This is a genomic window from Pseudomonas sp. So3.2b (assembly GCF_019464415.1).
GTDB lineage: Bacteria > Pseudomonadota > Gammaproteobacteria > Pseudomonadales > Pseudomonadaceae > Aquipseudomonas > Aquipseudomonas shahriarae.
In genome coordinates this window covers 2633055-2645912 of the sequence record NZ_CP080494.1, presented here as the reverse complement: position 1 = coordinate 2645912, position 12858 = coordinate 2633055, and the positions used below count along the sequence as shown (strand labels likewise).

Below are 12858 nucleotides of genomic sequence, written 5' to 3'. Positions count from 1 at the left end.
TGTATCAGTCGATAAATGTATTGGCTGATGCACCGTCATCGCAGGCAAGCCAGCTCCCACAGGGGTACGCACACGCTTCGACGATCAGGTCGGCTGTCAGGCCGCCTCGCTTTGCTTTTGATCTGAGGCGCCCCGTTAAACCACGCTGGCCGTCATCCGATATTGATTTGGGGGGTAAACCGGCAGGACGCCGGTTTAGCCGCGCTGGGCCATGGATGGCCCATCGCGGCGGCCCCCCAAATCAATGTCGGATGACGGGCACACCGAGCCTGGGCGAGGTGCCGAGTGGTGGGGCAAGAGCCCTTTTGGTTACTTTTGGCTGGGCCGGCACTCCGGGCTCTTTTCCAAAAGTGACCCGCTGTAAGAGCGGAACCAATAGCCGCCGTTACCGCAGCAACGGATATGTACACAAACCTAGAAGGTTGTGTAGCTACCTATGCCCATCGCAGACAAGCCCACCGTGTGAACCTTACAAACTGATCTGCCCCCGCTCCTCATCCGTCAACCGTGCCTTGGCCTGTTCGCTCAACGGCCCCGCCCCCAGCACCTGCACCGGGCTGTCGGGGTTGTAGGTCGGCGCCCGGCGTGCTTCTTCCTCCCGGCGTTGCACCGGCTCGGTGCCAAACCCCAGCACTTCCACCGTGACGATCGACGCCCGGCCCTGGCGCGCTGCAGCCTGTTGGTTGCGGGCCGCGTCTTCGGCGGCCTGGGATGCCGCTGCCCCCGCCGCGCTGGCTGAGCTCATGACCGCGGTGTTGACCGCCGCCGACACCGGCACCCCCGACGATTTACCCTGGGTCTGGATATTCGCCGCGTTGACCACCCGCAGCGCGGCAATGTTGATATTGCCCGACACACGAATCCCCGCTTCACCGGCGTCGATGGTACCCAACGGCGCAATCAGGTCGATATCCCCTGCCGGCACTTCCGGGATCGGGTTTAGCGTGGCGATCCCCGCACCGGTACTCGGCACCGACGGCGACAGGCTGACGTTGCCCCAGTTGTCATACACACGCCGTGGCGGGGTGTAGACCACGGTGGTCTTGGAACCCCGCCCGGCGTTGATATCGCCTGCGGCGGACCAGCCCATGATCGAGCCGCCAAAGGTGGTCATGATCCGGCTCTGGCCCAGCAGGATGCTGTCCAGGGAATACAGCTGGATATCCCCCGCGCCCTGGGTAATGACCCCGGCGGTGGACGGCGGTGCCGCCCCCTCGATGCCGAATGTCTGGCCACCACCCGGGGTGAGCATCTGGATCGAGCCACCGAAATTGGTGTGCACCCCGGCACCGCCGAACAGGGTGATATCGCCCTTGTAGGCGATGGCATTGCCGGCCACGTCCTTGTCCGGGAACAACCCGGCAATCGCCGCCCGCCCCCGCACATAGCTGCCCTCGCGCACGCCGCCAGCCTGGTTGTATTCGCGACCGGCGGCCTTGAGTTCGGCAAAGTACACCTCACGGGCAAACACCCGCTGCTGCTGCGCCGACAGCGCCGCGTAGTAGGCGCGGGCCTGTTCACTGTCACCGACAAACCCGAAGCGCTCGGCCAGCCACCCGGCCAGTTCGCGTTCGTAGGTCTTGGCGACTTTGCCTCCCAGCAGCGTCAAAGGCTCGCCCGTCTGCAGTTGGTTCTCAGGATTCAGGTAAGCCTCGACAAAGCGTCGGTAGTCCGGGCCGTTGGGGCCAACACCCGCCAGCATGACGATGCTCGCGCCGGGACGGCTGTCACCTGCGGCCACGGCGCCAAGGCTGTTGACGCTGACCTTGTCCTCCATAAGGAGGTTGCGCCCTGCCGTCAACTCCAGGGTGCCGGGCCCTGCGACATTGAAGCTGCTGTAGAGCATGTCGCGCCCGGCACTGACAATGGAGATGTCAGTCAGGCCGTTATGCACGAACAGGTTGGCGTCGAAGGCATATTCACCGGTATCCACTTCGCCACCGCTGGCGCCCCCCAGGCGCGTGCCGCTGCTGACGATGTCACGCCCCGCCCGCATCCAGACCGGGCCTGCGCCCTCATAAAACGTTTGCCCCACACGCGGGTCTCCGGCGCTGGTGATGGTCAGGGCACGCCCACTGTTGACGCCCAGCAGGTCACCGCTCAACGCATAAAAACGCGCAGGTTCCAGGGTATCGCCCCACGACGTGCTGGCCGTGTTGGCACCGAAGGTGAACAGCGGGAAAAGCCCCAGGCGCGCAATGTTGCTATCGCCGGAAAGGTTGCCGCTGCCCGCGATGGGCAGGGAGTTGACGAAGCCCAGGAACGCCGGGTTGAGGATCGTCGCCATGCTGTCCGGCGCGGCGCTGGAACGGCTGACGGTGAGGTCGCCGCCATAGATCGAATCCCCAGCCAGCAATTGCAATTGACCGTTGGCCGATGGCGCCAGCACCAGTGCCGCCAGCGGTGACAGCGAGCCAGGGTTGGCGGTCGCGGCACGCCCGTAATACAGGCTGCCGCTGGCGGCCACCGCGCGCAATGTGGCGGGATAGACCGCCGCCATATCCGTCTCCAGCGTTTGTGTCAGCGGCGTAAGGTTGCCACCGGCCGAAAACAGGTCCACTGCCGTGTTGCGGGTCCACAGGCTGAACCAGCTCTGCCCGACGCCGTTGACCCCGTCGTTAACGTAGGCCAAGGCATTTGTCTGCGCGACGCGCCCTGGATCGGCCACATCCTGCAGCACCAGGTCGCCACGGGTGGCCAGGTTGAAGGTGGCATCACCGGGTAACAGGCTCAAGCCACCGGCCGCCGCGGCTGACGTGGCGCGCAGTGGATCATAGGCGCGGACTTCGCCGGGGCTCTGGTCGATCACCCGGCTGCCATAACGCAAGGCCAGGCTGCCCAGGGCGCCGCCGGTCAGTTGCACGTGCCCACGCAGGTTCACCAACGTGCCATTGAGGTGGTCCTGGGTAATCTGACTGCCTGGGTTCACGGCACCGCCGACCCGCAGGTTCAAGTCGCCACCGCCGGTCAGTTGCAGGCTGCCGTCAGCCGCCACGCGCCCGGTGCTGCCCACCGCCAACACCACCCCCTGGCTGTGCAAGTTCACCGCCTGGGGCACATAACCGGCAGCCAATGGCCGGATGATCCCGGCATCGCCGCCCACGTCGACATTCAGGTTGCCACCGCCCAACGTACCGAAGCCGGTGAAGCCCACCATCTGGTCGGCCCCCCCCGCCAGGGCGAGGTTGCTGGCGTAGGTACCAAAATTGATCCACCAGGCCGTCGCTTGTGCCGCCGAACCACTCAAGCCATTACCCTGGCGCCATAACCAGTTGCCGACATTCGCCGAATCCTGGCCAAGATCGTTGCGGACCGGACGCCCCGAGGCACTGAGTGACGGGCTGGTGATGTCACCGGTCAGGTTCCCACCCACTTTCAACGACAGGTTGCCGCCCGCCTCCGGATACCAGGCGCGGTACACACTGTCTGCGCCGCCATTGACCAGTTTCTCGTTGCCACCCACGCTATTGCCCAGCACCTTGGCGTTTTCGCCAAGCGCCCGCGGCAGGTTGTAGGGGTCGTTGGCCGAGGTACCCGTGGAAGAACTGCCAGCGGTGTAGACCCCGTACAGCGACTCCATGCTCAGATTGCCAGCGGCCAACAAGTCCAGGTCAGCGGCCCCGGTGCGCACCACACTGAAACGGCTACTGCCCCCCGCCACCAGGCTGTAGGCATCGCCGCCCGACTCACAGGAACCGGGGTAGTCCGTGCAGGTTCCAAGGTTGCCAGGGCTCACGGGCTTGCCGACCATGCTGGTGTCGCCGTAATTGTCGATGGAGCCCTGCTCGGTCCAGACCAGCACGCCCTGGGCGAACATGCCGTAATGGCTGTCGGCCAGACGCAGGTTGCCGGTCACTGGAGAAACTTGCAGCCTGCTACTGTCGGCCGCCTGGGTGTCGGCCCCGGCCACCAGGCGGATCTCCCACGCCTGGGAGCCTTCCGTCAGCATCGGCGCAACGCCCCAGTTCTTGCCCTGGCGGCCGGCCTCCTCGACCCGCAATTTCACCGACTTCGCATTGCCTGCCAACTTCACATTGGTGCCGGCCGGCAACAAGGCGCCACGGGGCAGTACCTTGCTGCCATTGAGGGTCACGAACGCAGTGCTGCCCAGACGCCCGGGCAATGGCACGCCCTTGGGCCAGATCATCGCCCTGACACTGGTGTTGCTGGTCAACAGGGTACCGGCCCCCAGAACCGTGCCGGCCTCCAGGGTCTGGCTCTGGCTCAGCAGCGTCCCGGCCGCGAACAGCTGCGTGCCCGAGCCGTCGAGTATCGCCGCCGCCAGTACCGTACCGGCAGGCAGTACCAGGGGCTGGCTGAGGGTCACCGGCACCGGCAACCGCGTACCGTTCGCCAGGCTCAGGGCCTTGATCGACACATCGAAGTTGAGGATCGCGCCCGCCGGAAACCTGGTGCCGTCGGCCAGGGTCACGCCCGTGCCTGGCACTACTTGGGTGCCGCCGGTGTAATTGATCCCGGGGAGCAGCACCCAGCCGTTGTCATCGTCGCTCGGCGGTGGCGGGGCAAAGCCGTCGTTGATGCTGCCGTAGATATTCAAGTCGCCGCCGGCGCGCAGGGTCAAGCGGCCGACTTCGCCGGAGCCATACACATCCGGGTTTTTCTGGGTATGTGGGTTGAGGCTGGCGTAGCGATAACCGGACAGGTCCAGGTCGCCCTGCACCACCAGGTCACCCTGGGGCGTCTTGCTGACAATCTCCACCCCCGGCCGCAGATGCAAGGCGTCGGCGTACGTGGCGTTGTTCAGGCCCGCGAGCTTGTTATTCAGTAGGTCGTGGTTGCTGAGGGCAGCGTTGATAAACAGCACGCTCAGCTCATGTTTTTTGTCCAGGTACTTCTGGTCGATCACCTGGTACGGACGCCCACTGGCCGTGGCATCGGTCTTGGTCGGCGCATCGTCGTAGCTGATCATGCCGTTGAGGGCAATCGAGCGCGCGCCCTGGATATCCAGGCGGCCACGGGCATCAATGGCAATGTCATCACTGTTCAAGCGCGGAGCATTGAGCTCCAGGGTGCCACGGCTGCGACCGTCATGGCCCACGCCCCCATCGGTCCCATGGCGCAGGTCGATACGCGCGCCATCGGCCAGGGTCAACTGGCCCTGGCCCGAACCCAGCACCACCATGGCGCGGTTCGGCGCGTCGATGATCTGGCCATGGCTGTCCACCCGCAACTGGCTGCCATGGGCATCGAGCACGGCGCTGCCGTCCAGGGTCAGGCCGGTCTTGGCCGTCAGGTTGATGCTGCCCACCCGCTCGCCACTGGCATCCACCCGCCCGGTGACGCGCAGGCTGCCGTTGTCCAGCGAGACACTGACGCTGTTGGCCTTGACCTCATTGCCGATGCTCAGGTCGCCCTGCTTGAGCTGGAAGCTGCGCGCCCCAAACACCTGGCCCTGGTTGAGCCGTTGGTTGAGGGCGGCAAACTGTTCGTCCAGGATGCCGCTGGTGCCCAGGCGCTGGGCCTGGATCTCCACCGCACCGGCCAGGTACGGCACCCGAGTGCCACCGGCATCGTAATAACCGCTGCTGCCGGCCAGAAGCTTGCCTGCCAGGTCAACCACACCGCCTGTGTCCCCCACGGCCACTGCCCGCAGCGTGCCCGCCTGGTTATGCTGCGCCGACAGGTCGATGGTTGAGCCGGTGGCCTGCAGCACATTGCCTTCGCGGCTTTGCAGCGATACCTCACCCCCCGCGCCATATTTGGTCAGGTCGTTGAAGACGATGGCGCGACCGGCCACATCAATCAGTGAGTCATCGGTCAACACCACGTCGCCACGGGCGTCGAGGGTGACCTTGCCGCTGGGCAGCACCACCGCGCTGGCCAGGCGAATGCTGTCGCCCTGCAGCGACAGCTCGCCGCCCAGGCCCTCGACCTTGCCCCGGGCCCCCGCCGAGGCGCCGATATCCAGGGTGCCGCCGGCGGTGATGCGGTTTACCGAGCCCGCCTCGCCGGTCAGCAGTGGCGTGAGAATGCTCAAGTCGCCGCCGGTATAGGCAAAACCCTTGAGCGGATCATAGGCCCCCTGGCGCTGATAGACCGACAGGCTGCCCTTGTGGTTGGCGGTGATGCGCTCGCTGGCACTGAGGTTGACGTGGGCAAACCCCAGCGCCAGGCGATCGAAGCGCTTGGTCGTGCTCGGCTGGGCAAAGTCGCCATAGCCGAATTCGATGCGTTCGGCCTGGATATCCAGGCGCCCGTTGCCGCTGCCGGCGCCGCCGTCGATGGCGGCAACGGCCGGCGTTTCAGCGCCGAGCCAGATCAGGTTGGCAGTGTGGATGCTCGCCACATCACTGGCGCTGCCGGCGCCGTAGATCGCCGGGGCAGACAGCATCAGGCGGCTGAGCAGCGACTTGCCGGTCACCGCGTCATAGGTGTCGAGGGCACTGGAGCCATAGAAGTTGAAGCTGTCGCGGGCCGAGAGTTGCAGGGTTTCCAGGGCCGGCGCGCCGAACTGCGTGTCACCACGCAACAAGCGGTCCAGCACCTGCTGGGTCAGGGTCATGCCGGCCGGCAGGCGATTGCCGGCCGCCGCTGCAGCCAGGGCTTCAGGGCTGCCGACGTTAATGCTCGCCAGCCCCAGGTTGAGGTGACGGGTGCCGTAGCGCACCTCATCCCCCATCTGCAATGTCTTGTCGGTCAGGGCGACGATACTGCCCTCGGAATACAGGGCAGTCTGGCCGCTACAGGGCGCGCTGTTGCACGCCCCCAGATTGATCCCGCCACTGGCTGCGCCGCCGGCTTGCACGGCGTTGACCACGTTGAGCAAACCGTTGGAGACCGCCAGCATATTCGCCACCTGGTAGACGAAACCGTCTCGTGCGTCATAACTGGCCTTGCCCCGGCCAAGGGTATTGATCGAGGCGCCCTGCTCCATGACGATCTCGCCGGTGGAGCTCACCAGGAACACTTCCGGTGCGGCCAGGCTCGCCCCTTCACGCAAGGTAATAGAGCTACTGTTGGCACCGACCACGTTGATGTAGTTGCCGCTCTGGCCATACGAAACCTGGGTCATCCCGCCAATCATCAGGCGTGCCGCGCCCAGCGCATTGAGGCTGGCCGCCCCCACGCTGACACCCTCGAACCCCTCCGTGGCGGCCTTGCCTGGCGCCATTATTTCGATCCCGCCGGTTCCCATGTTCATCACTGCAACAGTGCCGGCAAAACCGTCGGTGGCCGCCTCAAAGCGGCCGATACCGGCGAACGAAAAGGCGTTCGCCCCACCACCGGGGTGCAACGCCAGTTTCAGGGTCTTGGCATCCACCGGCAGCAACGCCCGTGGCACGCCGAGCTTGGCCGCATCAGCCACGGCGAACTGCGCATAGCCGGTTTCGTTGTACTGGGAGTAGCGGCGCAGGGTGTCGGCCGAGGTCAGGATCAGCTGGCTGGCGACCCGGTTACTGATCCCGGTGTTGACGATGGACAAGCGCCCGGCAGCCGACCAGGAGCCATTGCGCAGCGCCTGTGGCACCTCTTCGGTGCCGCGCCCCGCGAGGCCGTTGATTTCGACACGGAACGCCCCCGGCATCAGCGCATAGGTGGAGGGCATCAGGGTATAGGTGCCTGCGGCCAGCCCCGGGACGCCAGCGTCCAGGGTGATTTGCTGGCCGAGCAACGGATCGACGGCGCCCCCCTCCGGGGCCACCGGGGCATAACCCGGTTGCGCGCCGGGCACGATGGCGTACACCGGGTTACTGCCCAGGCCCGGCAGGACAAAGCCGCCTTGGGTGCCGACCTGCATCAGTGGGTTATAGCGCGCATCGGTGGAGCCACCACGGCCGGAAATAAACCCGGCACCGAGCAGTTCGCCGCCGCCGGACAGGTCCAGCGTGGCCTCTGGCAGCACCGCCACCGATTGCCCACCGAGGATTACCCCCACGCTGAGATCGCCATTGAGGTTGGCAATCGCCCCCTGGCCGAGGAACGACACGGTCTTGCCGTTGTACTGGTAGACCTGGCCATCCACCGTGCCGCCGTAGGGCAGCACCAGGCCCTTGCCGCTCACCGAAGTCAGGCTGCCGGACAGCAGTTCGACCTTGTGGGTGCCCAGGATGCCGACCTCGATCAACCCCAGGGGCGCACGCACCACCCCGCCCTGCCTGATGCTCGGGCCGCCCAGTTGCAGGCGACCGAAGGCCGAGTAAGGCACCGCGCCCGTCTCGTTGCCGGCACGGGCGATGGTCAGGGTGCGCGTCGGGTCGTAGCCGTCAACCCCATCCAGGTAACCGGCCAGCACCCGCGCGCCGACTTCGGTGGCCGGGTACAACTGCGCGGCCTGCAGGGTCATGTCGCCCCGGGTCATGATCTGCGTACTGATCCCCTGGGCGACAGCATCGGCGCTGGCCCCTGCGAGAAAACGCAGGTCGCCCTGGCTGCTCAGCTGCACGTCATCGAAACCACGGCGGTCGACGCTCAACTGGCTGTTGTCGGCCTGGGTCAGGTTGCTCTTGTTGCCGAACAACACATTGCCGCGCACCTCCAGCAGATTGGCACTGGCAGTGAACTGCGCCTGGCTGGCGCGTTGCGACATGGCGCTGGTCAACACCGGATGCAGGTATTGGTCCTTGGCCTCCAAGGGCGCAAGGATGCCCGCCAGCAACAGGTGCGGTGCCGACAGATTGACCCGGGCATTCTGCGCAGCCTGCTCACTCAGCCCCAGAGCGCCACTGTACAGACGCAGGCTCTGGCCCATGTGCAGCGACAGATCACCGTCAACACTCAGCAGGCCATTGCTCAGCAAGGCCAGGTTGTCGAACCCGCCGGCGCTGACCTGGTCCACGCCCAGGCGAGCATGCCCGTACTCCAGTTCCGCGGTCGCGGCCTCGGCAGTGCCCGCCAGCGTGCTGGACTGGTGGGTCTGGCTGAGTAACAGCTCCCGCGCCTTGAGCACGCGGTCGCTGACCGCGCTCTTGAGGTAGTAAGGGCTTTCCAGGGCCACGACCAGGCTACCGCCCGACGCTCCGGCACCACCGGCCCGGGCCACAAAGCGCCCGTCCAGGTACAGGCCATTGTTGGAGGCAAGGCTGATACTGCCGCCATTGCTGGCCACCGGTACCCGGCCCTGGCCCGGCAGGTCCAGGTCCGCCTGGGCCCCGGACGCCTCCAGGCGCGCACCGTCACGCACCACCACAAACACATCACTGGCCTGGGCAATGCCGGTAGCGAGGTTGATCGTGCCACCGAGGCTGATACTGCCGCCATTGCGTACCAGGCCATAGTGGCGGCCACGATTGTCCACGGCGCTTGCCGCCCGCGCCGCCACGTCGATCAGCGCCTGCTCGCCGACCCAGATCGAACGCCCATGACCTGCGGCATTCACCGCCTCGGAACTGACCACGTTCAGCCCGCCCAGGCTGACGCTACCGCCCCAGGCGTTGAGCGTACCGTTGACGGTCAACTGGCCGACGCTGCGCAAATTGATGGCCTGGCCCGGATCGACCGTGATAACCGCGCCCTGGCCGACGCTCAGCGCGGTGCTGGCCAATTGCGCAGCGCTGGAGTCGAGGTGCCCGGCCGTGAGGCTCAAGCTGGCACCGCGCCGCTGGCTCAGCACGCTCTTGAGCGCGTCCTGCTGATACAACTCAGGTGTCCACACCTGCATCAGGCTCGCCGGATCAGTGCCGCTCGGCAGCGTCTGCACCTGCTCGCCAACCCGGTACACCGGCACCTCGACCCCGACCTGGGTGCCGTCAGCAACAATCAACCCTTCGTTGCCGGTGATGTCATACGCCGAGAACCCTTTCTTGAAAAAGTCCCCCGCCAGGTGCAGGGTGCCCGCGTCCAGGCTGCCTGCATCGCCGATCAGTACCTGGCGCGACTGCAACGCCAGAGTGCCGCCACCGCTGACGCCATAACCGCGAATCTCACCGCCCAACACCAGGGCGCCCTGCGCGCCCAACGTCACGCTGCCGCCCTTGCCACCGCTGACCTTGCCATCCTGGCCGACCGTAGCGCCCGAAGACACCTGCACCAGGCTCTGTGCCCCCAGGCTCACATCGCCGGTGCCACGCAGCGCCACCTTGCCGCCATTGGCGTAAGCCACACCCTCGGTGAGCGACGGCTGCAGGGCCAGGTTGTTCCAACGCCCGGACGCATCCAGCACCACCCCGGCGGCCACCGCGACGTGCCCGCTGCCCGCCAGAATCACCTCTTCAACGGCATTCTGCCGATCGAGGTTGACCTGACTGAGCACGTTGCCGGCGTGGAGGCTGCCACCGTGGGCGGTCAGATTGGCGTTGACCGCCACCTGGGGCCCGTACAGGGTGATATCGCCACCGTCGGCCACCGACAACCCACCATTGACCGTAATCTGCTGTTTGGCGCCGACCTTGATCGCCCCCAACTGAAAGCCATTGAGTTGCTCGCTGTCGAGCACCAGCGTGCCCTGGCGCCCGGCCGGCAGCGCGGTGCCCAGGTCGAGGCCGGCGGCGATTTTTTGTGTGCCGCCTTCGATCAGCACCTGCTCCATACCCGGCGTCAGGGCGTAACGCAGGGTGCCGGTGCTTTTGTTGAAGATCGGCGTGTACTGGCCAATGATCAGTTGCGCACGTTGGGCCTGGGCCTTCTGCGACTGTTGGTAACCGTCGAGGTTGATGTTCGGCGCCTGGGTCTGGCGCTCGCCCTGGAACACATCACTGATCAACTGCCCTTTAAGCACCGCATTGCCGGTACCGATCACCAGCTTGCCGGCATCGCGGCCCACGGTATAACCGGCCTCGAAACGTCGCTGGGGGGCGATCAGCGGGTTGTAGTACAGGTCGGTACGGCCCCAGCGTTCGCTGGTGTCTGCAAAGCCTTTGTAAAGCCCGGTGTAGAGAATATCGCCCGGTGCCTTCGACAGCTCATACAAGCGCCCGTCCGGGCCCTTGAGCCAGGTTTGCTGGACATAACCGCCCTGCACATCCACGGTGCCGCCCGACAGATTGATCTGCGTGCCCTGCTGGGTTACCACATCATCCCCCGTGAACGTCACGGTACCGCCCTGGGCCATCCACTCGCCCACCGAGTGCCCTTGCGTGCCCAGATAGCCACCGACTTCCAGCAGGCCGCCGGCGGTGTACCAGCGGTCCGTCGCGTAGCCGTTGGTACCCGCCGGTACAAACACCAACTCGCGCAGATCGACCCACACATCGTTGTTGATCAATTGCCCGCCATCGCGGTTGACCGGCGCATCGCGCTGCTCGTTGCCCTGCACGTTGATCTTGATGTTGTTGGCTTGCATCGCCACCTTGACGCCGATGGCGCCGGACACGTCGATCATCGCCCCCTCGCGCACCAGGCTGCGCTGGCCGGCGCTGACCGCGACCTGGCCACCGGTGGCGAGGGTTATCGAGCCTTTCTGGAAGTCCACGGTGCCGCCGCTGACGATCTCGATGCGCGACTGATCGGTACGGTCGGCCACCCTGCCCAGGTTATTGAACTGCCCGCTGGCCTGGGGGTTCACCAGACCGTCGAGATTGACCAGGCCATTTTCGCGCTGGTTGTTGAGCGCGGTGGTGCCGCTGCTGTCGAGCAGGATCGCAGTGGTGCTGCCTTCGCCCAGGCTGACGCTGCCGGTGGTGTCGCTGGCCGAGTTGAGTAAGTGAAGGGTGCCACGGGTGTCCACCGACGTGCTGGCCAGGGCTACGCCGTTTTGCTGCACGGTGTGCCCGGTCAGGGTGATGTCGCCGGTAGCGGCCATGATCAGCCCGCTGTTGGTCACGCTGCCCGCGCTGCTGCCGGCCTTGAGGCTGCTGGCGACTTCATTGCCGCGTGTGGTGGAACGGGCATTGCCGGCGGTACCCACGCCCTTGCGGATGTAAAAACTGTCGCCGGCGGCCAGGGTCGTCTGGCCTTTGGCGGTGATGAGGGTGCCGGCGTTTTCCACTTCCGTACCCAACAGCAAGGCATAGCCACCGGCATCGGTGGACGTCGCCGCGTCATGGGTCTGGATCAGCGCCCCCCGCTGCACCTGGACCTTGCCCGCGGCATCGGTGAACGTTGGCTGGGTGCCAGTGGCGTCGAAGTAGATCCCGCGCTGGGTGAATTGCTCGTCGGTGATCGCCGCCGCCGCCGCCACCAGGTTGCGCACGTTGACCTGGCTGCTGCCGCTGAACACCACGCCATTGCGGTTGATGATCATCACGGTGCCAGCGCCCTTGATCTGGCCCTGGATTTCACTGGGGCGCGCGTTGGGGTCATTGACGCGGTTGAGCAAGGCCCAGTTGGACTGCTGCTGGAAGTCGACGGTGGTGTTGCGCCCGACGTTAAAGGTTTCCCAGTTGAGGATGGCCTTGTCGGCGGTCTGTTCGATGCTCACCGTGGTCTGGCCACCGGCCTGGCTTTGGGTCGGGCCCTTGGCGTTGATCCAGCCTTGGGTCAGGCTGTTATCGACCTGCAAACCGCCCTTGCCCAAGCCGTCGGGAATCGTCGAGACCTGGCCCAACGCGGCCTGGCGCCCGGCCGCCTGGGCAGCCTGCTGGGCGGCAATCGCCGCTACGCTGTTGTTGAGGGTGCTCAGTGAGCGCTGCATCTGCTGGTTGACCCGCGCCTGCTGGGACAACGGCGGCGGCATCCCCGGCACCTGCGCCCCCGGCCGCGCCGCCGTGGCTGCCTGGGACGCGCCCTTGGCGGCAAACCAGCCGGAACTGAACGCCGTAGCCCCCTGGGCACTGCCCGCCACCAGCAACAAGGCAATGGCATGGGCCAGCGGCTTGAGGCGCAAGACAGTCTGGCCGCTCGGGCCGCGGGCATTCAGGTTTACCGGTGGTTTGCAGCGGACCATCTGGAATCATCCTTCTGTGTGGAGATGCACATCACGTATGGGAGGTAGGCGGTTGGCGAGGGGCAGCACTGAACTTC

Annotated in this window: 1 protein-coding gene; it reads right to left on the bottom strand. The window is 65.9% G+C overall.

The genetic code is table 11. The annotated features are described in order from the left end of the window. Positions 1 to 469 precede the first annotated feature (469 nt). Positions 470 to 12781 (bottom strand): filamentous hemagglutinin family protein, encoded by a 12312-nt coding sequence (locus K1X80_RS11790; protein ID WP_220172904.1) that lies wholly within the window; start codon positions 12779 to 12781, stop codon positions 470 to 472. Between the last annotated feature and the right edge of the window lie 77 nt (positions 12782 to 12858).